Annotated in this window: 23 protein-coding genes and 1 pseudogene; 14 read left to right on the top strand and 10 right to left on the bottom strand. The window is 64.2% G+C overall.

Annotated elements, in window-relative coordinates; all coding sequences use genetic code 11:
* Positions 1–215: 215 nt before the first annotated feature.
* The 4 genes and pseudogenes from ACSQ3S_RS15540 (at position 216) to ACSQ3S_RS15525 (ending at position 2,328) form a co-directional block, all read left to right on the top strand.
* Positions 216–1,190 (top strand): thymidylate synthase, encoded by a 975-nt coding sequence (locus ACSQ3S_RS15540; protein WP_176650484.1) that lies wholly within the window; start codon positions 216–218, stop codon positions 1,188–1,190.
* On the top strand, positions 1,187–1,882 hold the full coding sequence (locus tag ACSQ3S_RS15535) for an alpha/beta fold hydrolase (protein ID WP_436142924.1): 696 nt from the start codon (positions 1,187–1,189) through the stop codon (positions 1,880–1,882). Before ACSQ3S_RS15540 ends, ACSQ3S_RS15535 begins: the two co-directional genes overlap by 4 nt.
* Positions 1,879–2,070: pseudogene (gene yidD / locus ACSQ3S_RS15530) on the top strand (membrane protein insertion efficiency factor YidD); the annotation flags it as partial. The gene ACSQ3S_RS15535 and the pseudogene yidD, both read left to right, overlap by 4 nt.
* Before the next feature lie 48 nt (positions 2,071–2,118).
* Positions 2,119–2,328 carry a hypothetical protein gene (locus ACSQ3S_RS15525; RefSeq protein WP_436145105.1) on the top strand — a complete coding sequence of 70 codons (210 nt, stop codon included), beginning with the start codon at positions 2,119–2,121 and terminating at the stop codon, positions 2,326–2,328.
* A gap of 1 nt (position 2,329) precedes the next feature.
* Here ACSQ3S_RS15525 and ACSQ3S_RS15520 read toward each other — a convergent pair whose 3' ends face one another.
* Positions 2,330–2,686 (bottom strand): cupredoxin domain-containing protein, encoded by a 357-nt coding sequence (locus tag ACSQ3S_RS15520; RefSeq protein ID WP_353398161.1) that lies wholly within the window; start codon positions 2,684–2,686, stop codon positions 2,330–2,332.
* Positions 2,687–2,689: 3 nt separating this feature from the next.
* Positions 2,690–3,568 (bottom strand): metallophosphoesterase family protein, encoded by an 879-nt coding sequence (locus tag ACSQ3S_RS15515; protein WP_436145027.1) that lies wholly within the window; start codon positions 3,566–3,568, stop codon positions 2,690–2,692.
* A 173-nt stretch (positions 3,569–3,741) separates the two neighbouring features.
* On the opposite strand from ACSQ3S_RS15515, the gene ACSQ3S_RS15510 reads away from it, so the two are divergent.
* The 7 genes from ACSQ3S_RS15510 (at position 3,742) to ACSQ3S_RS15480 (ending at position 12,145) form a co-directional block, all read left to right on the top strand.
* Positions 3,742–4,290 carry a sigma-70 family RNA polymerase sigma factor gene (locus ACSQ3S_RS15510; RefSeq protein WP_436142923.1) on the top strand — a complete coding sequence of 183 codons (549 nt, stop codon included), beginning with the start codon at positions 3,742–3,744 and terminating at the stop codon, positions 4,288–4,290.
* The gene (locus ACSQ3S_RS15505) at positions 4,280–5,074 is read left to right on the top strand and encodes an anti-sigma factor family protein (protein ID WP_436142922.1); all 795 of its coding nucleotides are present in this window, start codon (positions 4,280–4,282) and stop codon (positions 5,072–5,074) included. The genes ACSQ3S_RS15510 and ACSQ3S_RS15505 overlap by 11 nt, the downstream gene beginning before the upstream one ends.
* 50 nt (positions 5,075–5,124) lie before the next feature.
* Positions 5,125–5,610, top strand: a complete 486-nt coding sequence (locus ACSQ3S_RS15500) for a dihydrofolate reductase (protein WP_436142921.1) — start codon at positions 5,125–5,127, stop codon at positions 5,608–5,610.
* 35 nt (positions 5,611–5,645) lie between these two features.
* Positions 5,646–6,245 carry a DUF4337 domain-containing protein gene (locus ACSQ3S_RS15495; protein WP_176650478.1) on the top strand — a complete coding sequence of 200 codons (600 nt, stop codon included), beginning with the start codon at positions 5,646–5,648 and terminating at the stop codon, positions 6,243–6,245.
* Positions 6,246–6,445: 200 nt separating this feature from the next.
* On the top strand, positions 6,446–8,698 hold the full coding sequence (locus ACSQ3S_RS15490; RefSeq protein ID WP_176650477.1) for an Orn/Lys/Arg decarboxylase N-terminal domain-containing protein: 2,253 nt from the start codon (positions 6,446–6,448) through the stop codon (positions 8,696–8,698).
* A gap of 221 nt (positions 8,699–8,919) precedes the next feature.
* A complete protein-coding gene (locus tag ACSQ3S_RS15485) occupies positions 8,920–10,698 on the top strand; it encodes a DUF1800 domain-containing protein (protein ID WP_436142920.1) in 1,779 nt (592 codons plus the stop codon).
* A 10-nt stretch (positions 10,699–10,708) separates the two neighbouring features.
* A complete protein-coding gene (locus ACSQ3S_RS15480) occupies positions 10,709–12,145 on the top strand; it encodes a DUF1501 domain-containing protein (protein WP_436142919.1) in 1,437 nt (478 codons plus the stop codon).
* On the opposite strand, the gene ACSQ3S_RS15475 is transcribed toward ACSQ3S_RS15480, so the two are convergent.
* The 3 genes from ACSQ3S_RS15475 to ACSQ3S_RS15465 are packed head-to-tail and all read right to left on the bottom strand — an operon-like array spanning position 12,146 to position 14,304.
* On the bottom strand, positions 12,146–13,018 hold the full coding sequence (locus tag ACSQ3S_RS15475) for an intradiol ring-cleavage dioxygenase (RefSeq protein ID WP_436142918.1): 873 nt from the start codon (positions 13,016–13,018) through the stop codon (positions 12,146–12,148). It lies immediately after the preceding gene.
* A 12-nt stretch (positions 13,019–13,030) separates the two neighbouring features.
* Positions 13,031–13,711 (bottom strand): hypothetical protein, encoded by a 681-nt coding sequence (locus ACSQ3S_RS15470; RefSeq protein WP_436142917.1) that lies wholly within the window; start codon positions 13,709–13,711, stop codon positions 13,031–13,033.
* Between the two features lie 35 nt (positions 13,712–13,746).
* Entirely contained in the window at positions 13,747–14,304 is a 558-nt protein-coding gene (locus ACSQ3S_RS15465) for a Spy/CpxP family protein refolding chaperone (RefSeq protein WP_436142916.1), read from the bottom strand.
* 207 nt (positions 14,305–14,511) lie between these two features.
* Here ACSQ3S_RS15465 and ACSQ3S_RS15460 point away from each other — a divergent pair, with 207 nt between their 5' ends.
* Together ACSQ3S_RS15460 and ACSQ3S_RS15455 are read left to right on the top strand one after the other, a co-directional pair.
* Positions 14,512–15,204 (top strand): response regulator, encoded by a 693-nt coding sequence (locus ACSQ3S_RS15460; protein ID WP_176650471.1) that lies wholly within the window; start codon positions 14,512–14,514, stop codon positions 15,202–15,204.
* A 4-nt stretch (positions 15,205–15,208) separates the two neighbouring features.
* Entirely contained in the window at positions 15,209–16,780 is a 1,572-nt protein-coding gene (locus ACSQ3S_RS15455; protein WP_436142915.1) for a HAMP domain-containing sensor histidine kinase, read from the top strand.
* A gap of 19 nt (positions 16,781–16,799) precedes the next feature.
* On the opposite strand, the gene dcd is transcribed toward ACSQ3S_RS15455, so the two are convergent.
* Complete coding sequence (gene dcd, locus ACSQ3S_RS15450) at positions 16,800–17,366, bottom strand: dCTP deaminase (RefSeq protein WP_176650469.1); 567 nt, start codon at positions 17,364–17,366, stop codon at positions 16,800–16,802.
* Positions 17,367–17,422: 56 nt separating this feature from the next.
* The gene (locus tag ACSQ3S_RS15445) at positions 17,423–18,256 is read right to left on the bottom strand and encodes an alpha/beta hydrolase (protein WP_436142914.1); all 834 of its coding nucleotides are present in this window, start codon (positions 18,254–18,256) and stop codon (positions 17,423–17,425) included.
* A gap of 180 nt (positions 18,257–18,436) precedes the next feature.
* On the opposite strand from ACSQ3S_RS15445, the gene ACSQ3S_RS15440 reads away from it, so the two are divergent.
* Positions 18,437–20,908 carry a hypothetical protein gene (locus ACSQ3S_RS15440; protein ID WP_436142913.1) on the top strand — a complete coding sequence of 824 codons (2,472 nt, stop codon included), beginning with the start codon at positions 18,437–18,439 and terminating at the stop codon, positions 20,906–20,908.
* On the opposite strand, the gene ACSQ3S_RS15435 is transcribed toward ACSQ3S_RS15440, so the two are convergent.
* The 3 genes from ACSQ3S_RS15435 to ACSQ3S_RS15425 form a co-directional block, all read right to left on the bottom strand.
* Positions 20,905–23,406: a DNA internalization-related competence protein ComEC/Rec2 gene (locus ACSQ3S_RS15435; protein ID WP_436142912.1), complete on the bottom strand. Its 2,502-nt coding sequence runs from the start codon at positions 23,404–23,406 to the stop codon at positions 20,905–20,907. The genes ACSQ3S_RS15440 and ACSQ3S_RS15435 overlap by 4 nt on opposite strands.
* A gap of 71 nt (positions 23,407–23,477) precedes the next feature.
* Entirely contained in the window at positions 23,478–24,272 is a 795-nt protein-coding gene (locus ACSQ3S_RS15430; protein WP_176650465.1) for a CsgG/HfaB family protein, read from the bottom strand.
* A gap of 63 nt (positions 24,273–24,335) precedes the next feature.
* Positions 24,336–25,139, bottom strand: a complete 804-nt coding sequence (locus ACSQ3S_RS15425; RefSeq protein ID WP_436142911.1) for a TatD family hydrolase — start codon at positions 25,137–25,139, stop codon at positions 24,336–24,338.
* Positions 25,140–25,143 lie beyond the last annotated feature (4 nt).

The raw sequence follows: 25,143 nt of genomic DNA, 5'->3' as shown, positions 1-25,143 counted from the left end.
GATTATAAAAAACCATGATATGTAAATATCATAAAGACTATCCAATTAAACAACTTTTTGGTCTTCGCTTGTCAAATATCTCTTCGAGTGTTGTTTTTTATGCACTGCTGGATCGTTTGGAGCACTCGCCGGGCCCTTGAGCTGGGCGTACGCAACCCGCCGGCCGACTGATAAAATAAGCACCTTTATGCGCCCCGCGCCTGTTGGAGAATTGAATGCAGCAATACCAGGAATTGATTCAGACCGTCCTCGACACGGGCAGCTGGCAAGATAACCGCACCGGCATCCGCACCTTAAGCGTGCCGGGCGCGATGATGCGCTTCGATCTGCTGAATGACGGTTTTCCCGCCGTGACCACCAAGAAGCTGGCATTCAAGTCCGTGGTCGGCGAATTGTGCGCGTTCCTGCGCGCCTCCCGCAGCGCCGCCGACTTCCGCGCGCTGGGCTGCAAGGTCTGGGACCAGAACGCCAACGAAAACAAGCAGTGGCTGGATAATCCCTACCGCCTCGGCGAGGACGACCTCGGCCCGGTCTACGGCGTGCAGTGGCGCCAATGGCCGGGCTTCAAGCTGATCGCCGTCGACCAGCCGGCGCAAATCGCCGACGCGCAGAAGAACGGCTTCCGCCTGATTTCGCAAATCGAGGATGAAGGCGTGACCAAGGTCCTGCTGCACAAGGCCATCGACCAGCTGCGCGAGTGCCTGGACACCATCGTCAACAATCCGTCCAGCCGCCGCATCCTGTTCCACGGCTGGAATCCGGCGGTGCTGGACTCGGTCGCGCTGCCGGCCTGCCACCTGCTGTACCAGTTCATTCCGAATCCGGCCACGCGCGAGCTGTCGATGTGCCTCTACGTCCGTTCGAACGACCTGGGCCTGGGCACGCCGTTCAACCTGGCCGAAGGCGCCGCGCTGATGCACCTGGTCGGCCGCCTGACCGGCTACACGCCGCGCTGGTTCACCTACTTCATCGGCGACGCGCATATCTATGAAAATCACATGGACATGGTCAAGGAACAGCTGACCCGCACGCCGTTCCCGGCGCCGCGCTTCATCATCTCCGACCGCGTGCCGGATTTCGCCAAGACCGGCAAGTACGAGCCGGAATGGCTGGAAAAGGTCGAGCCGTCCGACTTCTCGCTGGAAGGCTACCAGCACCACGCGCCAATCACCGCGCCGATGGCGGTATGACGCGGCTGGACTTCATCCCCGGCACCTTGTGCGACGAGAGGATGTGGTCCCGCCTGACGCCGTCGCTGGGAGACGGCTTCGAATTCAATCACGTCCCGCTGCACAAGGCGCGCACGCGCGCGCAGATGCAGCAGCTGATTTCGGCGCATAGCGCGCCGTCCGCCCATCTGGTGGCGTTCTCGCTGGGCGCCTACCTGGCGATCGAGCACGCGCTGGCGCATCCGGAGCGGGTCCAGTCGCTGGTGCTGATCGCCAACTCCGCCCGTGGGCTGAGCGACGCTGAAATCCAGACCCGCCGGCGCATCATCCCCATGTTGGAGCGCAATGCCTACAGCGGCATGACGCGCCAGCGCCTGCGCGAAGTGCTGCATCCGGACCACTTCGAAGACCAGTCCATCGTCGACGTCATCCAGCAGATGGCGCTGGACCTGGGTAAGGACGTGCTGCTGGCGCAGTTCACCGCCTCCATGGAGCGCCCCGACCTGATGGACCGGCTATCGGAGATCGCCTGCCCGGTCCTGATCGTCGGCGCGGAAGGCGACCAACTGGTGGATGCCGCCATCCTGCGCGACATGCACACCCGCCTGCCCCACGCCCGCTTGAGCATGCACGAAGGCAGCGGCCACATGATCCCGCTGGAGATCCCTCAGACGCTGGCCGCCGACATACTGGCCTTCCACGACGCCGCATGAAACGGCTCGCCCTCGCCGCCATCGCGTTTTATCGACGCTACCTGTCTCGGCTGAAGGGTTTTTCCTGCGCGTTCCGCGTCCATACAGGCCGTGACAGCTGCTCAGCTTACGGCCAACGCGTAATCGCACGGTATGGATTGCGCGTCGGCTTGGCCCTGCTGAACCGCCGTATGGGCGATTGCGGCGACATGCATCGCCAGCATCGTCCTTGTCCGCCGGCCGCAGCGCCGCGCGGCATGACCACACGACACCTGGCACAGGCCGGCTTTTGCGACCTGCCCTGCGACCTGCCCGACTTGCCCTGTAGTGCGGGCGACGCCTGCGATGCTGCCGACTGCCTGGGCAACCTCGCCTCCTGCGACGGTTCCAGCTGCAGGAACTGGTGGCGCAGAAAACGCAACCAGGACCAGTACGTGCGCGTCAACCCCACCCAAGGCCTGGAGTAACTCAAGCCTTGACGATAATCGTGCCGGCCATTTCCTCGTGGCCGCTGCCGCAGAAGTTATCGCACAAGAAGCCGAATTGCCCCACCTGGTCCGGCTTCAATCTCACCTGCACCGGCTTGCCCATCACCAGATCGGCCCGGATCTTGAAGTCCGGCAGACTGAAGCCGTGCGGGAAGTCCAGCGCGGTCAGCTCCAGCACCACCGCCTCACCCTTCTTCAACTCGATCACATTGGGCGCGAAGCGGAATTTGCGCGCCTCGATCTTGATGACGCGTTCCTTCGCCTTGGCCTGCACCACGCCCAGCACCGCCAGCGCCAGCGGCGCGCTGACCAGCAGCCTTCGTTTTGTCGACACCATGACTTATCCTTTCATCGCAGGGAATTCGGTGATCTGGTAGCCCACGGGCTTCGCTTCCGCTTCCACTTCGCGGAATCCCAGGCCCTTGCCCGGCGCCGCAGGGTCCCACGGCAGCGGCGCGCGGTTGGGCTGCGAACCCGGCGCCGGCAGCGGGAAGATCAGCGACTTGGCCGCGTGATGGGCGATATGGCCGCTCATGTGGTGGTTCTCCTGGTGGATATGGCCGTAGAACACGGTCACGTTCGAATATGGCATCAGCAGCGCGACGGCCTGGTCGCCGTCGCGCGTGGCCCAGTCCCACTTGGGCGCCAGGTCGAACAGCGGCCGGTGCGTCAGCACGACGATGCGCGCGTCCCTGGCTTGCTTCGCCAGATCCGCCTTCAGCCACGCCAGCTGCGCCTCGCCGATGCGCGCGCCGGGATCGGAGACGTTGTCGAGGGCGATGAAGTGCACGCCCTTGTGGTCGAAGCTGTAGTGCGTCGGTCCGAAGAATTCCTGGAACGCGGCGCCGTTGTCGAGCGAGGCGTCGTGCTCGCCCGCCAGGAAATGCACCGTTTTGACCTTCAGCCCGCCGACGATCTGCTTGAACTCCGCCATGCGCCGGCGGCGCTCGGCCGGATCGTCGGTGGTATGCGTCAGGTCGCCGGTGAAGACGATGAACTCTGGCGGCACCGTTAGCGCGTTGACGCTGTCAACCGCCAGCTTGAGCGTGTTGTGCGCGTCCGGATTGGCCGGGCCCTTGTAGCCCCAGTGCGAATCGGACAGCTGGACGAAGTAAAAATCCTCATAGCCGGTGTCGGCCAGCGCCGTGCCGTACAGGCCGGACATGAAAACGGCGCCCCCGCCGACTGCCGTCAACCGTATAAATCCCCTGCGATCCATCATGATGTGCTCCGTGGTCAGATTGAAAAGACGGCGCCCATGGCATAATCTGCGGGCGTCGCTCGTACCGGCTAAAACCCGGAGCGCAGCGAGATTATTCCCGTTTATTTTTTTATTTTTGAACCGGGAATAAAACCGCATCCCACCGAGTCTTCATCCACTGGATCACTACGATGGACAAGTATTTGGGCGACGACGACAAAACCGCGCGGTTCGAGGCGATGACCATGCCGCACCTGGACGCGGCCTACAACCTGGCCCGCTGGCTGACACGCAACGAGCACGACGCCGATGATCTGGTGCAGAGCGCCTATCTGCGCGCCTTCCGCTTTGGCGACGGCTTTCGCGGCGGCGACGTGCGCGCATGGCTGCTGACCATCGTGCGCCACACCTATTACACGGCGCTGCGCGACGGCCAGGCCCAGCGCGGCGACGTCAGCTACGACGAGGAACTGCATGGCGACGGCGAGCAGGACGACGACGCCGGCGACCCGGCCGCCATCGCCGCCAGCCGCGACACCTGCCGCACCGTCAACGCCGCGCTGGCGCAGCTGCCGCGGGCGTTCCGCGAGGTGCTGGTACTGAAGGAGATGGACGATCTGTCATACAAGCAGATCGCGCAAGTAACCGAAACGCCGATCGGCACGGTGATGTCGCGGCTGGCCCGCGCGCGCAAGCTGCTGCTGGCCTACCTGAAGCACGGAGAACAGGATGGACTGTAAGCACAGCCAGGAAATGATGTCGGCCTATCTGGACGCCGAACTCGGCGCGGCCGACCTGCGCCAGATCGAGGGCCATCTGGCGTCGTGCGCCGCCTGCCAGGCCGCGCTGGCGGAACTGCGGGCGCTGCAGGACCAGATCGCGACGCAGGCGACGCGCCACGCCGCGCCCGAACACCTGAAGCGCCGCATCCACGCGGCGCTGCAGGCCGAGCGTCCGCGCCAGGCCGATGCGCAAGGCCAGCGCAGCCGGCGCGCCTGGCCGTGGGCATGGATCAACCTCGGCCTGGCCGGCGCCGCGACGGCCGCCTTCGCCGTCACGCTGACGCTGTACCTGGGCCAGCCGTCGGCCAACGAGCTGGTGGAGCAGGAACTGGTCGCCAGCCACTTCCGCGCGCTGATGCCGGACCACCTGGCCGACGTCGCCTCGACCGACCAGCACACGGTCAAGCCCTGGTTCGCCGGCAAGCTCGATTTTTCCCCGCCGGTCTACGACCTGGCGGCGCACGGTTATACGCTGGTCGGCGGCCGGCTGGACTACCTGCAGCGGCGTCCGGTGGCGGCGCTGGCCTACCGCCACCGCCAGCACATCATGAACCTGTACGTCTGGCCCGACGCCGGCGGCCGCGACAGCGCGCCGCGCGCCGCCGCGCGCCAGGGCTTCCACCTGCTGCGCTGGTCGCAGGACGGCATGCAGTACTCGGCCGTGTCGGACATGAATCCGCAGGACCTGGCGGAATTCGCCCGCCTGCTGCACGACAAGGTGACGCAATCGGCCGCCCAATAGCATGGCAATTTGAACGATAATGTTGGCTCTGCATCGGATAGCATCGAAAAATGAGCACACTAACCATCATCGTCGCCATGGACGCCCAGCGCGGCATCGGCATCAACAACACCCTGCCGTGGAAGCTGCCGGAGGATCTGGCGCATTTCAAGCGCCTGACCACAGGCCATCCCATCATCATGGGCCGCAAGACCTTCGATTCCATCGGCCGGCCGCTGCCGAACCGCCGCAACATCGTCATCACCCGCAACGCGGACTGGCGCCACGACGGCGTGGAAGCGGTCGGCTCCATCGACGCGGCCATCGCGCTGCTGGACGGCGCCGAAGGCTACCTGATCGGCGGCGCCGAGATCTACAAGCAGGCGCTGCCGGCGACCGACAAGCTGGTCATCACTGAAATCAGCGGCAGCTTCGCCTGCGACGCCTTCTTCCCCGCCCTGGCGCCGTCGGAGTGGGAAGAGACCGCCCGCGAGCCGCACGTTTCGGAATCCGCCGGTTTGTCCTACGCTTTTGTTACACTGCGCCGCAAGGCGTAAGTCCTATCTTCAACTTCATCAAGGAATCAACAGCAATGTCAGGCGATGGTTTTCACGTACACGGACCGCACGATCACGCGGTCGAACACGCGGCCCACGGCAGCGATGGCTTTTCGAACAACATTGCCGTCATGACGGCCATCCTGGCCACGGTGGGCGCCACCTTCGGCTACCTGGGCGGCGCCACGCAGAATGACGCTGCGCTGTTCAAGAACAACGCGGCGATCGACAAGACCCAGGCCGCTAACAGCTGGAATTACTACCAGGCCAAGTCCAGCAAGCAAAACCTGGCCGAGCTGGCGATGACGCTGCCGGGCGTCGACCCGAAACGCTACGAGGCCGAGGTGGCCCGCTACAAGGGCGAAAAGGAAGACATCAAGAAGGATGCGGAGAAGTGGGAAGAGTCGTCCAAGGAATGGAACCATAAGTCGGACGAGGCCATGCACCAGCACCACCAGTGGGCGCTGGCGACCACGGCCGAGCAGATCGCCATTTCGCTGGCGGCCATCACGCTGCTGACCCGCAAGAAGTGGATGATGGGCCTGGCCTACGGCGTGGCCGGCGTCGGCATCGCGCTGGGCGCGTTCGCCTGGTTCCACGTCGATCCGATCGGCGCGCTGCTGGGCGGTCACTAAGCAACATTATATGAACGGCATGACGCCTGTCACAGGGGCGTCATGCTACTCATGCATTCTGTTACGATAATTTTTTCCCGCAGCGGCGCTATTTCTGCGAGAATCCCGTTCTTATTTTTTTGCGGCCCGTTCACCTGAAGGGTCGCGCCCTGTCCGCCCCTGCACCTTTGCCGGGGCGGCTTGCTTTTTTGGAGACATGCATGAAATTTCGTTTCCCCATCGTCATCATTGACGAGGATTTCCGTTCCGAGAACACGTCTGGCCTGGGCATCCGCGCCCTGGCCGATGCGATGGAAAAAGAAGGCATGGAAGTGGTGGGCGTGACCAGCTACGGCGACCTGTCCCAGTTTGCCCAGCAGCAATCGCGCGCGTCGGCCTTCGTGCTGTCGATCGACGACGAGGAATTCGGCGCCGGCTCGGCCGAGGAAACCGATGTCGCGCTGAAGTCGCTGCGCGCCTTCGTCGAAGAGATCCGCTACAAGAACGCCGACATCCCGATCTACCTGTACGGCGAAACCCGCACCTCGCGCCACATCCCCAACGATATCCTGCGCGAGCTGCACGGCTTCATCCACATGTTCGAGGACACGCCGGAATTCGTGGCGCGCCACATCATCCGCGAAGCCAAGTCCTACCTGGACGGCCTGTCGCCGCCGTTCTTCCGCGCGCTGGTGCACTACGCCAACGACGGCTCCTACTCGTGGCACTGCCCCGGCCACTCGGGCGGCGTGGCCTTCCTGAAGTCGCCGATCGGCCAGATGTTCCACCAGTTCTTCGGCGAAAACATGCTGCGCGCCGACGTCTGCAACGCCGTCGAAGAGCTGGGCCAGCTGCTGGACCACACCGGTCCGGTGGCCGCGTCCGAGCGCAACGCCGCGCGCATCTTCAACGCCGACCATTGCTATTTCGTCACCAACGGCACGTCGACCTCGAACAAGATGGTCTGGCACTCGACGGTGGCGCCGGGCGACATCGTCGTGGTCGACCGCAACTGCCACAAGTCCATCCTGCACTCGATCATCATGTGCGGCGCGATTCCGGTATTCCTGATGCCGACCCGCAACCATCTGGGCATCATCGGACCGATTCCGCTGGAAGAGTTCACGATGGAAAGCATCATGCGCAAGATCGAGGCCAACCCGTTCGCGCGCGAAGCGGTAAACAAGAAGCCGCGCATCCTGACCATCACCCAGTCGACCTACGACGGCGTGGTCTACAACGTGGAAACCCTGCGCGAGATGCTGGACGGACAGATCGACACGCTGCACTTCGACGAAGCGTGGCTGCCGCACGCCACCTTCCACGACTTCTACAAGAACATGCACGCGATCGGCAAGGACCGTCCGCGCGCCAAGGAGTCGATGATCTTTTCGACCCAGTCGACGCACAAGCTGCTGGCCGGCCTGTCGCAGGCCTCGCAAGTGCTGGTGCGCGAATCGGAAACGGTCAAGCTGGACCGCGACGCCTTCAACGAGGCCTACCTGATGCACACCTCGACCTCGCCGCAGTACTCGATCATCGCTTCCTGCGACGTGGCGGCGGCGATGATGGAAGCGCCGGGCGGCACCGCGCTGGTGGAAGAGTCCATCCTCGAAGCGCTGGACTTCCGCCGCGCGATGAAGAAGATCGACCAGGAATGGGGCAAGGACTGGTGGTTCCAGGTCTGGGGCCCGCAGGAATTCGCCGAGGAAGGCATCGGCTCGCGCGAAGACTGGGTCATCCGCGCCGAGGACGACTGGCACGGCTTCGGCAAGCTGGCGCCGGGCTTCAACATGCTGGATCCGATCAAGGCCACCATCGTCAATCCGGGCCTGTCGCTGGACGGCCAGTTCGCCGAGTCCGGCATTCCGGCGTCCATCGTCACCAAGTACCTGGCCGAGCACGGCGTGATCATCGAGAAGTGCGGCCTGTACTCGTTCTTCATCATGTTTACCATCGGCATCACCAAGGGCCGCTGGAACACGCTGCTGACGGCGCTGCAGCAGTTCAAGGACGACTACGACAAGAACCAGCCGATGTGGCGCATCCTGCCGGAATTCGCGGCCGCCAACCCGACCTACGAAAAAATGGGCCTGCGCGACCTGTGCCAGCAGATCCACGACTTCTACAAGGCCTACGACGTGGCGCGCCTGACCACCGAGATGTACCTGTCGGACATGATCCCGGCGATGAAGCCGTCGGACGCCTTCGCCAAGATGGCGCACCGCGAGATCGAGCGCGTCGCCATTGACGAGCTGGAAGGCCGCATCACGTCCATCCTGCTGACGCCCTACCCGCCGGGCATTCCGCTGCTGATCCCGGGCGAGCGCTTCAACAAGACCATCGTCGACTACCTGCGCTTCGCGCGCGACTTCAACGAACGTTTCCCCGGCTTCGAAACCGACGTGCACGGGCTGGTCAAGCGCGAAGTGGACGGCAAGCGCGGCTACTTTGTCGATTGCGTCAAGCAGTAATGCAGTCAAGGTGTTAATTTAACGTTGCGCGCAAGTTACATTTACCAAAATAAATGTTAATTGTTAAATCGAAAGTTCGCGCAACGTGCCGCCATTGGCGCTCATCATCGGATAATTAATTGTCAAATTGTGACAATTATCTGCACACAAATGAACAATTTTTTTAACGACTGAGTTCGCTATCTTACAATCGACGCCTCTGGATTTCCCAAAGGCTATTTATGAACCGTAAGAATTTGAAGCCGGTCGCCGGTTTGGTGATCGGCATGCTACTGACTGCATGTGGCGCAGGCAGTGGCAACAATGGCAACAATGGCGCTCCGGCGTACGCAGCCGTCGACACCAACGGCAAAACCAGCAGTGGCGTTACCAGCGGAGATCGAGTCCGCAGCGGCGCCGCAACAATCACACTGTCCAGCGTCACCACCAGCGCGGCGCCGGTTACGCCAGCCGAGGCGGCTCACTTCCTCGCACAGGCTACTTTCGGCCCTACTACCGCCAGTATCAACCAGGTCGCCGCCAGCGGCAAAAGCAGCTGGCTGGCTGCGGAGTTTCAAAAGCCACGCACCCTTCATCGCGACTACGTTCAGCAGATCGCGACGTCTTTAGCGACCGGCACCATCGTCGGCCAGGGGCAGGTATATGAATCGTTCTGGAAGCAGGCGATCACCGGCGACGATCAACTACGCCAGCGCGTTACCTACGCGCTGTCGCAGATTTTCGTCGTCTCGCTGGCGGACAGCAATATCGTGGGTCACCCGATGGGCGTTGCCGGCTATTACGATATGCTGGCGCAATACGCTTTCGGCAATTTCCGCGACCTGTTGCAAGGGGTGGCGCTGCATCCGATGATGGGCACCTACCTGTCCCATATTCACAACCAGAAAGAGGCGGGCGTCCGTGTTCCGGACGAGAACTTCGCGCGCGAAATCATGCAGTTGATGACGATCGGCCTGTATCAGCTAAACCAGGATGCAAGTATCAAGACCCTGGGCGGCAAGCCGATTGAAACCTACACCCACGACGACGTGGCGGGCCTGGCCAAGGTGTTTACAGGTTGGAGCTGGGCCGGCCCCGACCAGACCTTGGAACGTTTCTTCGGCACCAAGGGAGACCCGGCGCGCGACTGGACGCCGATGCAGGTCTATCCAGCCTATCACTCCACCGCCGTCAAGTCCTTCCTTGGCGTGAGCACACCTGCCGGTGCTTCAGGCATGGCCGACCTGAAGGTAGCGCTCGACACGCTGTTCAATCACCCCAACGTTGGCCCTTTCATCGGACGCCTGCTGATCCAGCGGCTGGTCAGCAGCAACCCCAGCCCGGCCTATGTCGGCAGGGTGGCGGCGGCCTTCGCCAACAACGGCGCCGGAGTGCGCGGCGACATGCGTGCGGTGATCAGCGCCGTATTGCTGGATCCGGAGGCGGCAGACACCGGCAACGCCAAAAAGCTGCGCGAGCCCGTGCTGCGCCTGGCCAACTGGATGCGCGCCTTCAATGCCAAATCAGCCACGGGACGCTTCATGCTGAGCTCCATGGACGACCCATTGAGCAGTCTCGGCCAGACGCCGCTGCGCTCGCCGTCCGTGTTTAACTTCTTCCGTCCCGGGTACACGCCACCGAACACCACGCTGTCGGCCGCCGGCATGGCGGCGCCGGAAATGCAGATCACCGGTGAACCGTCGGTGACAGGCTATCTGAACTTCATGCAGGCCGTGATCGGCGTGGGACTCGGCAACAACCAGGACGTACACTCCGACTATACCGACGAACTGGCTTTGGTGGCGTCCGCCGGGCAACTGGTGGATCACCTCAATCTGCTGCTGCTTAGCGGGACCATGTCGACCACCTTGCGCGGCCAGATCATCAGTGCGGTCAATGGTCTCCCCATCCCGCAATTCATCGGCACCAACACCGCGCAGGTCGACAGCGTGCGCAAGAAGCGCGTCTATCTGGCTATCTATCTGACCATGGTTTCGCCCGAGTATCTGGCGCAGCGATAAAAGGACATCTATGCACAAGCACAATCCATCACGCCGCAGCTTTGTCGGCAACATGCTGGCGCTGGCGGGCGGCAGCTCCATACCGTTCACGCTGAACCTGGCGGCCATGGGCAACGCCGCCGCGCAGGGAGCGGACGATTACAAGGCCATCATCTGTCTGTTCCTCAACGGCGGCAACGACGCCTTCAACACTGTGCTGGCGACCGACAGCGGTTCGTGGAGCGAATATGTACGCCTCCGCACCACGCCCGATTCCGGCTCCATCGCCCTGCGCGGAGTCGGTCTCAGCAACGGCGTACTACCCATCACCCCGCTCAGCGCCCAGGCCGGCCGTACCTTTGCCTTGCATCCGTCGCTGCGGCCCATCAAGGACTTGTTCGACGCGGGGCGCGCCGCCATCGTCGCCAATGTGGGCACACTGGTTCAGCCGACCACGCTCGCGCAATACAAGGCCGGCGGGGCCGGCTTGCCGTCGCGGCTGTTCTCGCACAACGATCAGCAGGCAACATGGCAAACGCTGCAGACCGAAGCGTCCGCTTCGTCCGGCTGGGGCGGTCGCATCGCCGACCTCGTAGCTTCCGGCAACAGCAATGCGACCTTCACAAACATTTCCGCCGCAGGCAATGCGCTTTTCCTGAGCGGACGCCAGGTGCGCCAGTACCAGATCGGCGGCACCAGCGCAGTTCCGATCAATCGCCTGAACGAATCCTTGTTCGGGACGCCTGCGTCCGCCAACCCGCTACGCCAGATCATCGCCGGCGACTCGTCCGATCCATTCCGGAAGGAATATGCCGCCGTCACTGCGCGCGCCATCAACTCCCAGGCAACGCTCGCCAGCGCGATGCTGGCCAACGGTGCGGCTGGCGTTCCCAATCCCACGCTCTACACCGATCCAGCGACGGCAATCGCCAGCGTCAACCCGTTGGCGGTGCAATTGCAAACGGTGGCGCGCATCATAGGCGGCCGCGCTGCGCTGGGCATCAAGCGCCAGGTGTTCTATGTCAGCCTGGGCGGATTCGACACCCACGATTTCCAGCGTGTCAACCAGGCCACCCTGCTGGCACGGGTGGCACACGCGGTGGCATACTTCGACGGCGTAATGGCCAACCTGCAGGGCACTGATTTGCGCAAGCAAGTGACGCTGTTCACTGCCTCCGATTTTGGCCGCACCTTCACCAGCAATGGCGACGGTACTGACCACGGCTGGGGTTCGCATCACTTCGTCATTGGCGGCGCGGTCAAGGGCAAGGACATCTATGGCAGCATGCCTGTCACCGGCTTGGGCCACTCGCTTGACGTGGGCTCAGGCTCGCTGCTGCCGACCACCTCGGTCGACCAATACGGCGCCACGCTGGCCAGCTGGTTCGGCCTGAGCGCCACCCAGATCGTCGACGTGTTCCCCAACATCGTCAACTTCAGCAACCGCAACCTGGGCTTTATGTCCTGATCAGCCGGCCACGCCGACCGTCAGCGTCACCACGTAACCGTCGGTGACGTTGCCGGTAACGGCGCCCATCTGCAGCGTGGTGCCGTCGCTGAAGACGTTGTCGGTGGCGTAGCTGATCTGCGCCAGGTTGCGCACGCTGGCGCTGTAGCCGCTGGTGGCGTAGACCTCGTTCAGCGTCGCCATCGGGAAGGTGAACTGCGAGGTCTTGATGCGGTTGGCGGCGCTGGTGCTCTTGGCCAGCGTCGGGTACACCTCGAAGTGCACGTGCGTCATGCGGCCCGAATAGCAGCCCGGGAAGATGGTCTGGAACGTGACGTTGCCGCTGGTGTCGCTGGCCTGCACGCCGCGCAGATAGTTCTCCGACGTCACGCCGCTCGAATACAGCGAGTAGTTGCCGTCGCGGTCGCAATGCCACAGGTACACCGCGTAGCCGGGCAAGGCCGCGCAGCTGCCGTTGGCGTTGACGATCTGCAGCTTGATCGTCAACGGCACGCCGGCCGCCACGCCGGTCGGACCGTTGAAGCTGCTGCGGATGTCGCTGCGGACCACGCCCGTCTGCGTCAGCACATTGACCACGCCGCTGGCGTTGCTGTTGGTGCCGTCGCCCGGATAAGGGCCGCCGGTCTCCTCGGGAATCACCGCGCATGAGCCGGTGGTCGTTGTTGTCGTGGTGGTGGTAGTAGTGCTGCTGGTCGAGGTGGTTGCGCTGGTGCTGTCGCTGGCACTGCCACCGCCGCCGCAGCCGAGCACCGGCAAGGCCGATGCGCCGGCCAGCAGCCAGCGCAGGGTCTGGCGCCGGTCGCTGGCCAGGTTGAGCATGGCGCCCAGGTCGGCCGCCAGGCTGTGCTCGTGTTGATCGTCGTGCATTGTCATTTACATTTCTCCTTATACCGTGGTGTTGACCAGGCTGCCGCTGGTGCCGCTGCCGCCGACCTTGGACGACAACGCTTGCAGGAAGTCCGCCAGCTTGGCGTTGGCACCGCTGCTGTCGGTGCTGCCGGTGCCGCTATCACCGCTCAGCTTGTCCAGCAGATTGGCGAACGTGCTTTCCAGTTCGCTGACGGCATCGCTGCCATCGGTGCTGTCGGTGCTCGTGGTCGACGAAGCGGTGCTGCCCGATGTCAGCTTGGCGACCAGGCTCTGCAGATCGGACTGCAGCTTGCCCGGACCGCCCGGCCCCCCGCCCTGCTGCGCGTCGCTGTACGGCGGCGGCGCCTCGCTGCCATTGTTTTGCGCGTGCAGCGCGCCCATCAGGCTTTGCAGGAAGCTGCCCAGCGCATCGGCCAGCGTGCCGCTGTCGGTGCCGTCGGTCGTGCTGTCGGTGCCGCCGGCCGCTGCCGTGGTGCCGGTGCTGGTGTCGGTGGTGCCGCCGGTGATGCTGGCGTCGGTAATTCCGATCGCCGCCAGCGCGTCGGCGATGGCCGAGGCGAAGCCGCCGCCTTCCGGTGGCCGAGGTGGCGGCGCGCCGCGCGTTGCCTCGGCACTGCTGCCGGCATTGGTGCTGCTCAAACGGCTCAGAAAGCTGAGCTGGCTGACGTTACTGGAACTCAGGGAGCTGATCGACATGGCGTTCTCCGTTCATGTGAGTGGTTGAGGTTGATTCAGGAGCGCGGTGCGCGCCGTGCATCGTCTTCGGCTGGCTTCTTGCGCTGTTCCGGCGTCAGCACGGCCCGCAGCTTCTGCTCGGTGCGCACGTGCTGCAGCGCGATGTTGGCCATCGCCGTCGCCGCTTCCTTCGCCAGCGCCGCGGCCTTGGCGTCGTCGTACTTGTCGGCTGCAGCCAGCGCGCGCAGCGCTTCGTGGGCCTTGGCGGCCGCCTTGCCCTGCTCGCGCAGATACGGTTCCTGGGCATGCAGGATGGCGAACACCTGGTCGTCCTGGGCCTCGCTCAGCTCGACGCCGCGCAGCGACCGCGAGGGGCCGCCCATGACCGGCCCGCCAAATGGCGCCATGCCGCCGTGGAAGCCGGGGCCACGGTCCGGGCCGCGCTCGCCGCCGTGCGCTGGCGCGTCGCCTTCCCGCATCATCATCGGTGGACGGCCGCCGTCGGCATCGCCATCGTCGTTGCCGGCGCGGACGGCGCCGCTCATGGCAAACAGCGGCAGCGCCATGGCGGCCGCCAGCAAGATATTGTGTACGCTGTTTCTTGGAGTTTTCATGCAAACAATCCTTGGTTGGTAGGGAGCAGCCATTTTCTTGCCAGCCCGTGTAAAGCGCTGTTAGCCTGCGGTAAATCGATGTAAAGATGGTCGATTTGACACTTGATTGGCACAGGGCAACGCGTTGTAAAACGGGGTAAAAGCATGCCGGGGGTCGCCGGAGGGCTGCTATGATCGGCTTCTCGATATAGAAAGAACCATGCGGCAATGAAGAGCAAAGTACTGCTGATAGACGACGACATCGAACTGGTGGGCATGTTCCAGGAGTACCTGGAGCGCGAAGGCTTCGATGTCAAAGCCGTGCACGACGGCGAAGCCGGCACCGCCGAAGCCTTTACCGGCATGTATTCGATCGCCATCCTGGATGTGATGATGCCGCGCATGAACGGCCTGGAGACGCTGCGCCGCATCCGCACCAACAGCCAGTTGCCGATCCTGATGCTGACCGGGCGCGGCGACGACACCGACCGCATCGTCGGCCTCGAACTGGGCGCCGACGATTACGTCGCCAAGCCCTGCACGCCGCGCGAGCTCACCGCCCGCATCCGCGCCATCCTGCGCCGGGCGCAAAGCGCGCCGGCGGACAGCGGCACGCCGGCCGCGCTGACGGTCGGCCAGCTGACCATGTGGCCGGAGCAGCGCCGCGCCGCGTGGGCCGGCGACAAGCTGGAACTGACCAGCACCGAATTCAACCTGCTCGAAGTGCTGGCCCGTAACGCCGGTCGCCCGGTCAGCAAGAACACCTTGTCCGAACAGGGCCTGGGCCGGCCGCTGGCGCGCTTCGACCGCAATATCGACGTTCACCTGAGCAGCCTGCGCCACAAGCTCGGCACCATCGCCGACGGCCGCTCCTGCCTGCAAACCGTGTACCGCCTGGGCTATCAGCTGATCAAGGAGTAAGCCTGTGGGCCGTTTGTTCTGGAAGTTTTTCGTCTGTATCCTGCTGGCGCAGCTGACCGCAACGGTCGGCATCGGCGGCGCCGTCTGGCTCAAGAACCTCCGTCAGCAAAACACCGCGGCATCCGACCTGGACACCAGTCCGCCGGCCGAAATGGCGATCGGCGCGGCGGCGGCCACGCTGGAATTCGGCGGCACCAAGGCGCTGCGGAAGATGCTCGATGGCCTCGAGCGCCATCGCGTTTTCGTGGTCGACGAGCAGGGGCATGAACTGCTGGGCCGCGTCGTCACGCCGGCCATGCTGCGCGAATCGCGCGCCCTGCTCAAGCAGGAAGGCAAGCGCCACGTGGTGCGCCAGGTGACCGATCCGGACGGCCTGCGCCACACGCTGTTCCTGCCGACGGCCGAGCGCCTGCGCGGCCTCGATGGCGGCCGCCAGTTGATGGCCGGTCTCGGCGGCGCACAGATGGCGCTGCAAGGCGCCCCGGCGATGCCGCCCGGCGGCGACCAGCCCCACGGCCCGAACGGCCAACCGCCAATGCCCGACCACCGCTTCGACCCGGGCCATGCGAACCCGCCACCCGACAGCGGCCCAGGCGGGCCGGGCGATGCCGCCAGCCCTCGTGGTCCGGGCGGTCCCGGAGGCCCGGGCGAACCGCGCGAGATGCGCGGCCAGCGCTTCCAACCGCTGACGCCGTGGGTGCCGATCGCCGCGGCCACCCTGGCCAGCCTGCTGTTCTCGTTCCTGCTGGCGTGGTATTTTTCCCGTCCCATCCGCGCGCTGCGGCAGGCGTTCGACGCCGCTGCCGGCGGCGATCTGGCGCCGCGCTTCGGCAACGGCAAGGGCAATTCGGAATTGAACGATCTCGGTCGCGACTTCGACCGCATGACGGCCCGCCTGCGCAGCCTGATCGACGGCCAGACCCGTTTGCTGCACGACGTTTCGCACGAACTGCGCTCGCCGCTGGCGCGCCTGCAGGCCGCGATCGGCCTCGCCCATCAGCAGCCGGAAAAGCTGGGCGCATCGCTGGAGCGCATCGAGCGCGAAAGCGTGCGCATGGACAAACTGGTGGGCGAGTTGCTGACCCTGGCGCGGCTGGAAGCGGGCGCCATCCGCGCCAGCCAGGAAGAAATCAGCATGGCGGAGCTGCTGGACCAGATCGCCGACGACGCCAGCTACGAGGCGTCCAGCCAGCAGCGCAGCGTGGTGCAGGAAGGCGAAGCCGAAGTGCTGGTCGCCGGCCAGGCCGACCTGCTGGGCCGCGCCATCGAGAACGTGGTGCGCAACGCCATCAAGCACAGCCCCGAGGGCGGCGTGGTGCAGCTGCAGTCGCGCACCGTGCAGGACGCGCGCCAGCTGTGCATCCGCGTGCTCGATCGCGGCCCAGGCGTGGCGCCCGCCGATTTGGAAACCATCTTCCAGCCCTTCTTCCGCTCCAGCACCGCCAGCGCGGACGGCCACGGCCTGGGCCTGGCCATCGCCCAGCATGTGATCCAGGCGCACGGCGGAAGTATAAAAGCCACCAACCGTACGGGTGGTGGCTTGTGCGTGGAAATGCTGCTGCCGATTAAGCGTTAAGCCTTATCGGCCTCGGGACTCAGGCCTTCGGCAAGGTCACGCCGTGCTGGCCCTGGTACTTGCCGTTGCGGTCCTTGTACGACACCTCGCACACTTCGTCGCTCTCGAAGAACAGCACCTGCGCGCAGCCTTCGCCGGCGTAGATCTTGGCCGGCAGCGGCGTGGTGTTGGAGAACTCCAGCGTGACGTAGCCTTCCCATTCCGGCTCGAACGGCGTCACGTTGACGATGATGCCGCAGCGCGCATACGTCGATTTGCCCAGGCAGACCGTCAGCACGTTGCGCGGAATGCGGAAGTACTCGATGGTGCGCGCCAGCGCGAAGGAGTTCGGCGGGATGATGCAGACATCGCTCTTGATATCGACGAAGGAATTCGAATCGAAGTTCTTCGGATCGACGATGGTGCTGTTGATGTTGGTGAAGACCTTGAATTCGTCGGCGCAGCGGATATCGTAGCCGTACGACGAGGTACCGTAGGAGATCACCTTGCGGCCCTCTTCCTGGCGCACCTGGTCCGGGAAGAACGGCTCGATCATTCCATGCTGCTCCGCCATCCGGCGTATCCATTTATCGCTTTTAATCGTCATCGCAAGGCATTCCTAAAGTTCAGGGGGCGGCGCAACCGCGCCGGATGCCCGAGATTTTACGCGAAAGCCCCGCTTTTAAGAACTTTTTTGCTCGATATGCCCACGAGATTGCCTATCATCTCCCGCGTCGCCTCGGCCGCCACCTGCGGCGACTCCATCGGGAACAAATGGCCGCCTTTGACGATGCGGAAATGCCTCCCCACCAGCGCCTGCGTATGACCGAGGCCGGACTGGCTGGTTTCCCACGAATCCGTGCCGCCGATAAAGCCGATCGGCACCGGGAAGCGGCCGCGCACCAGCTTGGGCAGGTGGTGCGGCAGGCTGGCGTAGATCGCCGTCTCCACCTCGCGGGTAAAGCGCAGCTGCACGCCCTCCGGGTGCGGTTTCAGGCCGCTTTCCATGTAGTCGGCCAGCACGCCCGGTGCCCACGCGGCAAACAGGTCCTTGGTGACGAAATGCTGGTAGGCCGCCTGCGCGTCCGGCCACACGTTGCGGCGGCGGATGGAGAACTTGGCCGGCGGCACGCTGTTGGCCCTGCCGGTCATCTTGATCAGGCGCCAGGCCAGCGCGCGCCAGCCGGCCACCACCGGCGCGTCGAGCATGACGACGCAGCGCACCAGGTCGGGCCGGGCATGCGCCACCATCAGGCTCAGCATACCGCCCAGCGAGTGGCCGACCAGGATCACCGGCTCGTCGTAGCGGGCGGTCAGTTCGTTGATATATTCGTCGACCAGGTTAGGCCAGCAGTCGCTGACCGGGTAGCGCGGGCTATGGCCGTGCATGTCGAGCGCCTGGATGTCGAAATCCTCGGCCAGCAACGCGAAATATTGGCGGTACACGCCCGCCGGATAGCTGTTGGCGTGGGCGAAATGCAGCTTGGGCTTGCTCACAAGCGGTCTCCGTATGATTGTTTCGGCCCATTGTAAGGGCAGTTTGCTCCGGGGATATGGGGAAAAGGCTCTAATCCCGAGCACCGGCCGTTGTGACTATTGGAGAGACTTTTTCTAAAAATAAAGATCAAAATAGCAATTGATGTAGGACTAATCTTACAAATCCAGACGGAGGTGGACATGGCGGCATGGCACAAACTATCCGACAAAATACTGGCTATCCTGCTTTGCGTGCTGTCGGCGGGATGCGGCAGCACCATGAAGCTGTACTACCCGCCTCCTCCGGCGGAGGCGGCGCCTGTTCCGCCAAAGACCGGCCCCGCCGTGTCTGTCGATGTTCTCCCCCGGCTGGGATTGTTTGACGACCTGCTCTATCGCAGCCGCGCGGATTATCTGGCACGCTTGCCGGCCGACGCGCTGGTTTCCCGCTACGCCGCGCCGCAGAGAAAATGGACTGCGGTATTTCCCAAGGCCAAAACGGGAACAGTCAGCGAATGCGCGGAAAGCAACTCCGACCCGCATACCTTGTGTGGCAACCTCGCCAGCCGCCAGCTCATATTGAAGGCGGATGGCTTTGGCGAGAACAGCACATGCACCTGGACCCTCGATGACAAAGAAATAAAGGACCCTAAGCAACTATGCTTCATAGAAACGACCCAACGCGGCAATGCGCGCGGCAAGGGCCGGGTGGTAGTTCATCTGCCGGCTGGCGACCAAGTCGTCGATTTCCCCATTCCGGCCGATAAATTGATCGTGATCTTGGGCGATTCCTATGCTTCAGGTGAAGGCAACCCTGATCTTCAACTCGGCGAGGCAGGCGTACGGCAAAAGAGCGCAGCCGAGCCGGAGCTGGTTCCGATCGACAACCGCGCCATCTGGATGAGCGAGCGCTGCCACCGGTCGTTCTGGGCCGGTCCGATGCGGGCCGGACTGAAAATGGCGGCGTCTACCAGCGCAGTGGAAAACGGCGTGCGGATCACAACGGGCGGCGCCATCACCGTCCTCAGCGCCGCCTGTTCGGGCGCCGAGCTGGCAGACTTGCTTATCGGCGCCGCCCCGGAGCAAGGTTATGCAGGCCGGGAGACTGTCGGACAGATGAAAACCGCGCATGTGGACCACTATGGCTGGGAGAAACTGCCCTTGTTTTCAGCCGTGGGAAACGAGTGGGAAACGCTCAAGCCCCAGATCAAGGAAATCGCCGACTTGCTGGACACAGCCTCGCCCAATGAAATCGACGCTGCGCTCATCTCGATTGGCGGCAACGACATAGGCTTTGGCTCCATAGTCGTCGACATGATGATGCGCAAAGGCCTGCCTTCCGAGCAAGACCGCATCAAGGAGGAAGAAAAAATAAAGAAAGTGAGTAGCTGGTTTCCGAAACTGTTCGATCAACTAGAGCAAAAACTCAATCCCGCCAACGTCTATCTGATGTCCTACCCGGACCCAACGCGCCTGACGCTGCCCGCAGACGATAAAACCGCCTATGGATATTGCAATTGCAACGCTGGCGGTTTCCTGAATATCCGGGGAATCGACAAGAAATTCTGCATGGATGAAGAGGAAAACAAGTACGCCTCCAACGACATCGTGTTGCGGTTGAACCGCGAATTGGCCGCGGCCGCCGGCAAACACGGCTGGTATTTCGTGCACGGTTTGAAGACCGATCCATTCCTGGCCGATGCCAGCGTCGACGATTTTTCACGCAAGGTCGCCCACGCGCTGAGCGAATTCGATACCCACCCCTGGTGTGCGGCGGACGACCAGCGCTGGATGCGCACGCTGGCCGACTCCTCCCACTTGCAGGGAAAAATCCCTGGCAACCCGATATTATCAAGCGGCGCGATGCACCCCAGCGCCAACGGCCACGAGGCCTACATGGCGGTGCTGTATTCCGCCATGGCGGAACGCGGCAAGGCTCCCCCCATCGACATTGCGCAGTCGGCGCTGTCGGTCGATGGCGCCACGCTGTTCGTGCCGGGCACAGCAAATTTCAAACTCACGGGAAGCTCGATCGATCCGGCAAGAGATACGGCCGCCTATATGCGGACTGTCTATCCGGACGTCACCGCGTTCTCCCGTAAATATGGCGCGAGGACGCTGTGCTCAGGCGCCCGATCCAGCACTTCGTACCGCAGCCCGGGTGCGAAGTGCTCGTTCGACGCGGCCGGCCAGACGCTATCGATTGATCTGTCGGCCCTTGCCGACGAGGGTCCGTTTGAATTGGAGCTGGCGGTCCGGGATGCCACCTTGAAGCGTTTCCAGGTCAAGCCCACGACACGGCTGGAAGTCGACACCGTGGCGCCATCCTTCGAATGCAGCGTGCAATTGGCGGACCTCAAGCTGGCGTGCGACGATCCCGCCGTCAACAGCACGGTGTTCGAGGGCGTACCCGATCTGGTACTGGTGGCCAAGGACGACAAGTCGGGATTCAGGCAATGGAACTGCGAAGGCGCAGCCTGCGCCGCAGAGCAGGAAAACCAGCCTGTGATGCGCTTGCCGCTGACCGGCGGCATCGCCGTCGTCAAGCAGATTGCCGTGCAGCCGGTCGACCAGGTCGGCAATGGCGCGCGAAAGAATGCTCCGCTGGAAAAAATCGTCACGCTGAATATCAAGCCGTCCGTATTGCAGGCCAGCGGCGCCGGAGCCAACTAGCGGCCGTTCCAGTAGCGCCGGTGCTCGGTGCGATAGCTGGCAATGCCGATACCCTGGCCGGCGCCGTTGCTGAAATCGATGGTAACGGCGCCGCTTTCGTCGGTACGCAAGCGGCGTATGCCCTGCACGCCGTAGCGTTCATACACTTCCTGCTTGGGATGGTGATAGCGGTTGCGGTAGCCCACCTGGAACACGGCCACCGATGGCTGCACGGCCAGCAGGAAAGCCGGCGTCGACGAGGTGCCGCTGCCGTGGTGTGGCGCCAGCAGCACGTCGGCCTGCAAACGGCCACGATCGCGCTCCAGCAGCGCGGCTTCCTGCGCGGCTTCGATGTCGGCCGCCAGCAGCATCGATTTGCCGCCCGCCGTGATCTTCAGCGTGCAGCCGCGCGCGTTCGGCTTGAGCGCGGTGTCGGCGTAGCTGGACGGCAGCGGATGCAGCATCTCGAAACGCACGCCGTCCCAGCTCCAGCCCTGCCCCGCCGCGCAATGCACGTGCTGGCGAGCGGCCAGCGCGATCGGATGGTTCGGCCACAGCGAGGATAAAACCCAGCCGATGCGGATACCGTCGAGCAGCGTCAGCGCGCCGCCGGAGTGGTCGGCGTCGCTGTGGCTGACGATCATGCCGTCCAGCGCCGCGATGCCGCGCGCCTTCAGGTACGGCAGGATGACGCGGTTGCCGGCGTTGGAATCGGGCGCATAGGCCGGACCAGTGTCGTACAGCAGCCGGTGACGCCCGGTCTCGATCAGCAGCGCCATGCCCTGTCCGACGTCGAACCCGGTGACCGTCATCCGACCAGGCGCCGGATGCGATGGCTGCGCCGCCAGCAGTGGTATCCACGTCGCCAGGCCCAGCCAGCGCACCGGCCAGCCGCGCGGCGCCAGCAGCCAGATAGTGCCGAACATGGCCCAGCAGAACAGCCAGAACGGCGGTGTCGGCGCACTCCAGACGGCATAGCGCAAGCCGCTGAACCACTGCAGGCACGCCGCCAGCGCAGCGACCAGCCAGTGCGCAAGCCCCAGCACCGGTCCGGCCAGCGGCGCGGGCAGCATGCTGCCGACCAAAGCCAGCGGCGTGACCACAAGGCTGATCAAGGGAATCGCCACGGCGTTCGCCAGGGGACTGACCACGGAGATTTGCGCGAACAGCAGCATGGACAGCGGCACCAGCCCGAACGTCACCGCATACTGCGTGTGCGCGCCCAGCCGCAACGCCTGCCAAAGCTGCTCGCGGCGCGACGGCGCCTGCGCCGCCGCAGCGGGCGCGGGACCGTGCCGGCCGCGCGCTGGACGCAGCGTGGTACGGCCGACCGTCGCGTACAGGATGACGGCGACCGCGCCGAATGACAGCCAGAAGCCCGGCCACAGCACGGCCCACGGATCGATCAGCACCACCACACCCAGCGCGGTGCACAGCACGTGCGAGACGCTGGTGATCCGGTTCAGCCACAGCGCGGCGGCCACCACCGTCAGCATGTACAAGGTGCGCTGCGCCGGCACGCCGAATCCAGCCAGCAGCACGTAGAGCAAGGCCACCGCCATGCCGACCAGCGCCGCCACCTTCTGCGCCGGGAGCAGCAACGGCAGTTGCGCGCGCGTGAAGAACGACCAGCGCCACAGCTTGAATGCGGCCAGCGCAAACAGTCCCGCCACCATCGTGATGTGCAACCCAGAGATGGAAATGAGATGTCCGATGCCGGTGCGATTGAACACCGCCCAGTCGGATTGGTCGATGCCGCGCTGGTCGCCGACCACCAGCGCGACGATCACGCCGGCATAGGGCCGGTCCGGCAGCGCGGCCAGGATGCGGCCACGCAGCACCGCCCGCGCATGCTCGACGACGTTGCCGATGCTGAAGACAAAGCCGTCCAGCCGCCGGTTGCCCGCGTCCGGACGCACATAGCCGGTCGCGCGCAGGCCTTGTTCCAGCAGCCAGACTTCATAATCGAAACAGTAGGGATTGGCGTTGCCGTGCGGTCGTTGCAGCCGCACCGTGAGCTGCCAGCGTTCGCCCGGCTGGACGTCGCCCACTTCAGTCACCTGGTCGCGGAAACCGGCATACCAGGACAACGCGACATGCGGCGGTACTTGGCCTTGCACGCCGCCGACTACCCGCTCCACCGCGAAGTTGAAGCGCACGCCCCGGTCGAAGCGATACGGCAGGTTGTCGATGGTGCCCACCAGCGTGAAGTCGCGTCCTTCGTCGGCGGACGCCAACTGCGGCGCCAGCGCGCAATGGGCCAGCCAGGCGGCCCAAAGGAATCCGGCGGCGCAGCCGGCAAGCATCGCGGCGAGACGCGCCGCCAGGGTCAAGGCAGCCGCGCCACGCATGGTGGCGGACCAGCCGCCCTGCCCACCGCGCCTGCGCCATGCGGCCAAGGCCAGCGGCAACGCCAAAACCGCGACGGCGGCCAGCCCGATAGTCGAAGCCTCAGGCAGCGCGGCCTGTGTTTGCAGGAGCGCCGCGCCGGCGGCAAAGCCGATTATCGCCATCCGCATCACGCCACCTCGCTACAGCCAGGCCCGCCGCCGGACACTGCGCCTGCCCGGGTTCGCCGGGCGCCAGCCGCCTACTTGACCGAGACGTCCGTCGCCTTGATGGCGACGTGTTCGGTGATATTTTTGGCCGCGATGGTCTCGGCCAGGAAGGACGTCGACTTGACCAGCAGGTCGCGCGCCACCTCCTCCAGCGGCGAGCCGCTGATGCTGGCGTGGCTGCCGCCCAGCCCCACGCCGCCGCCCCAGCCCAGCGCCGACACGCCGAAGCCGTTCTTCTCGTTATTCGCCTGGAAGGTCTTGGAGGCGACGATCTTGGCGCGCTTGACGTCCACCACGCGGATGTCCATGTTCATGTGCACCTTGGATTTCTTGAAGTCGACCGAGCCGGCCAGCAGGCTCAACGGCCCTTTCAGGAAGCCCAGGCCGCCCAGGCCGGTGGAGCTCTGCTCGAAGCCGAGCGAGGTGATCGATCCGGTGATCATGTAGTCGGCCGCCTCGGCCTCCACTTTTTTGCCGATCAGCGCCAGTTCCTTGTTGATCTCTTCCATCTCCGCGCGCTCCTGCACGTCGAAACAGCCGGTTTGCGTCAGCGCGGTCGCCAGCATCTCGGTCATGCCGGTGCCGACGCCGGTGTAGCTGGGCTGCGCCACGTTGCCCTGGCGCTCCCACCAGCGGTACTGGCGCGGATCCTGCTGGCCGGCGCCCGACGAGCAATCCGCCGATTTGCATTTAAATTCGGTAAATACCACCTTGGCGGCGGGATTGGCGCACTTCGGCACGGCGATTTCGCGCTCGGACACCTGGCTGGTTTCAGCAAAACCTAGGATGGGCACGACCAGCAACGATGCAAGGCAGATATTTTTCATGCGGCACTTTCCAGTGAATTATTTTAAAATTAAGATTTAAAATTATGCACTATTAAAGTTCCATCAATTCTCACCAAATCTCACCATGCGCGGCAGCGCGGCGCGGGCGTTGGCGGTGGTCGCGGCGGCCACTTCGGCCAGCGACAGGCCGCGCAACTCGGCCAGCACCTGGCCGATGCGGGGAATCTGGTCGGGGCTGTTGCGGCCCGGATGGATCCAACTGGGTGAAATATCCGGCGCGTCGGTTTCCAGCACGATGGCGTCCAGCGGCAGCTCCGCCGCCATGCGGCGTATCTGCAGCGCGCGGGTAAATGTCATGGCGCCGCCGAAGCCCAGCTTGAAACCCAGCTCGATATAGCCCTGCGCTTGCTGGAAGCTGCCGTTGAATGCGTGCGCGATGCCGCCGGCCGGGCGGATCTGCCGCGCATGCTTGAGCACCACGTCCTGCGAGCGGCGCACGTGCATCAGCACCGGCAGCTCGAAGTCGCGGGCGATCTTGAGCTGTTCGCGGAAGAAGAACACCTGCTTCTCGCGCATGGCCGGTTCGGTCAGCATGGGGATGAAAAAATCGAGGCCGATCTCGCCGATGGCCACGAAGCGATCGTCCGCCATCGCGGCGGCGACCTGTTCGCGCAGCACCCGCAGGTCGTCCTCCGCGGCCTGCGGCACGTAGATCGGATGGATACCCAGCGCGTAGCAGCCGTTGTCCACGCCGGCGGCCAGCTGCGCCACCACCGGGAAGTTGGCCGTCTCCACCGCCGGGATCACGATCATGCCCACGCCCTGCTGCCGCGCCAGCGCGGCTTGCGCGACGGACTCGTCTCCGAATTCGTGCGCGTCCAGGTGGCAGTGGGTGTCGATCCACATCAGG

Source organism: Duganella sp. LjRoot269, from assembly GCF_964254095.1.
GTDB classification, from domain to species: Bacteria; Pseudomonadota; Gammaproteobacteria; order Burkholderiales; family Burkholderiaceae_D; genus Rugamonas; species Rugamonas hordei.
The sequence above is the reverse complement of the archived record's forward strand: the minus strand, read 5'-3'. Positions and strand labels throughout refer to the sequence as shown.

Excerpts from the sequence above, each read along its gene's own strand:
- ACSQ3S_RS15540 (WP_176650484.1), top strand. The coding sequence starts at position 216 with ATGCAGCAATACCAGGAATTGATTCAGACCGTCCTCGACACGGGCAGC.
- ACSQ3S_RS15535 (WP_436142924.1), top strand. The coding sequence starts at position 1,187 with ATGACGCGGCTGGACTTCATCCCCGGCACCTTGTGCGACGAGAGGATG.
- ACSQ3S_RS15525 (WP_436145105.1), top strand. The coding sequence starts at position 2,119 with ATGACCACACGACACCTGGCACAGGCCGGCTTTTGCGACCTGCCCTGC.
- ACSQ3S_RS15520 (WP_353398161.1), bottom strand. The coding sequence starts at position 2,686 with ATGGTGTCGACAAAACGAAGGCTGCTGGTCAGCGCGCCGCTGGCGCTG.
- ACSQ3S_RS15515 (WP_436145027.1), bottom strand. The coding sequence starts at position 3,568 with ATGGATCGCAGGGGATTTATACGGTTGACGGCAGTCGGCGGGGGCGCC.
- ACSQ3S_RS15510 (WP_436142923.1), top strand. The coding sequence starts at position 3,742 with ATGGACAAGTATTTGGGCGACGACGACAAAACCGCGCGGTTCGAGGCG.
- ACSQ3S_RS15505 (WP_436142922.1), top strand. The coding sequence starts at position 4,280 with ATGGACTGTAAGCACAGCCAGGAAATGATGTCGGCCTATCTGGACGCC.
- ACSQ3S_RS15500 (WP_436142921.1), top strand. The coding sequence starts at position 5,125 with ATGAGCACACTAACCATCATCGTCGCCATGGACGCCCAGCGCGGCATC.
- ACSQ3S_RS15495 (WP_176650478.1), top strand. The coding sequence starts at position 5,646 with ATGTCAGGCGATGGTTTTCACGTACACGGACCGCACGATCACGCGGTC.
- ACSQ3S_RS15490 (WP_176650477.1), top strand. The coding sequence starts at position 6,446 with ATGAAATTTCGTTTCCCCATCGTCATCATTGACGAGGATTTCCGTTCC.
- ACSQ3S_RS15485 (WP_436142920.1), top strand. The coding sequence starts at position 8,920 with ATGAACCGTAAGAATTTGAAGCCGGTCGCCGGTTTGGTGATCGGCATG.
- ACSQ3S_RS15480 (WP_436142919.1), top strand. The coding sequence starts at position 10,709 with ATGCACAAGCACAATCCATCACGCCGCAGCTTTGTCGGCAACATGCTG.
- ACSQ3S_RS15475 (WP_436142918.1), bottom strand. The coding sequence starts at position 13,018 with ATGACAATGCACGACGATCAACACGAGCACAGCCTGGCGGCCGACCTG.
- ACSQ3S_RS15470 (WP_436142917.1), bottom strand. The coding sequence starts at position 13,711 with ATGTCGATCAGCTCCCTGAGTTCCAGTAACGTCAGCCAGCTCAGCTTT.
- ACSQ3S_RS15465 (WP_436142916.1), bottom strand. The coding sequence starts at position 14,304 with ATGAAAACTCCAAGAAACAGCGTACACAATATCTTGCTGGCGGCCGCC.
- ACSQ3S_RS15460 (WP_176650471.1), top strand. The coding sequence starts at position 14,512 with ATGAAGAGCAAAGTACTGCTGATAGACGACGACATCGAACTGGTGGGC.
- dcd (WP_176650469.1), bottom strand. The coding sequence starts at position 17,366 with ATGACGATTAAAAGCGATAAATGGATACGCCGGATGGCGGAGCAGCAT.
- ACSQ3S_RS15440 (WP_436142913.1), top strand. The coding sequence starts at position 18,437 with ATGGCGGCATGGCACAAACTATCCGACAAAATACTGGCTATCCTGCTT.
- ACSQ3S_RS15435 (WP_436142912.1), bottom strand. The coding sequence starts at position 23,406 with ATGCGGATGGCGATAATCGGCTTTGCCGCCGGCGCGGCGCTCCTGCAA.
- ACSQ3S_RS15430 (WP_176650465.1), bottom strand. The coding sequence starts at position 24,272 with ATGAAAAATATCTGCCTTGCATCGTTGCTGGTCGTGCCCATCCTAGGT.
- ACSQ3S_RS15425 (WP_436142911.1), bottom strand. The coding sequence starts at position 25,139 with ATGTGGATCGACACCCACTGCCACCTGGACGCGCACGAATTCGGAGAC.